Genomic DNA, 869 nt, shown 5'->3' with positions numbered 1-869 from the left:
AGGCGGTTGGATATCCATTGGTGTAGTATCTTGGGTTGTATTTGAAGGCAAGGAAGCTTGTGGAGTATTAGACTGGATGATAGATGCCAGTTTTAGCTCCATTCTAGCTTCACGGTCTCGCATATCTTGTTCCATCTGATTCTGGCGAGCAAGCATTTGTCGCATCATATCAGCAAGATCAGGGGTAAGTTCGTTTGTGGAAGCCATGTTGGCGGTATTGGTAGAGCTCAGATTGGCTCCGGAAGGCGTTGGGGTCTCTATCTCTTCAGAGACAACTGATGAGGAGGTCTCGTCTATATTCGAGGACCTGTTTTGGAGATTTCGGCGACGTGATCGTCGTATAGCAGTAGCGGGAGGCGTAGTAGGTTCTCCTGACATGCTCAGGTTCGGACCGTATCTGGGATCCTGGAATTTTTGGAATCTGGGGTATGGAATTTTGGTTCAGCCAATCAGAGGGCTTAAATTGACCACTTATACGGGCCTAAAATAGCTCATATTTCCGAGCAAGAAACGGGCTCATAACCTAATGGAGGTGTATTGTTGGTTGGTCACTAGCTAGATAGGCCTACGTGGTGAAAAGGGTCAGCGAGGGCGGACCTATGCGGCAGAATCCCACGTGATCCAACATTATTATTACTAGGTAGCTATTATCCGTACAACGTATGGTATATGCCAAATCCCCGGGCGAGTCGAGGGTAATGAGCTGTTTTCATCCACACGATATATTGCAACCAGGGAGTTGTGAAATATAAGACAGAAGATATCCGATGCCTCCAGCCCGTGGGAAGACTCAAACAAGTCATCCAAGCACCCGATTTCTATAATGTATATGCCTCTCATGCGCCCAAGTGTACTATTATCCCATATGT

At 47.0% G+C, this 869-nt stretch carries 1 protein-coding gene; it reads right to left on the bottom strand.

The annotated features are described in order from the left end of the window. A partial coding sequence (locus IE142_RS39685) for a hypothetical protein (RefSeq protein WP_229831220.1) occupies window positions 1-207 on the bottom strand: 207 nt, incomplete at its 3' end. Window positions 208-869: the final 662 nt, after the last annotated feature.

Source organism: Streptomyces mutabilis (genome assembly GCF_014649815.1).
Classification (GTDB): Bacteria; Actinomycetota; Actinomycetes; order Streptomycetales; family Streptomycetaceae; genus Streptomyces; species Streptomyces mutabilis.
Note: the sequence above shows the minus strand (reverse complement) of the source record. Positions and strands in the feature narration are given on the sequence as shown.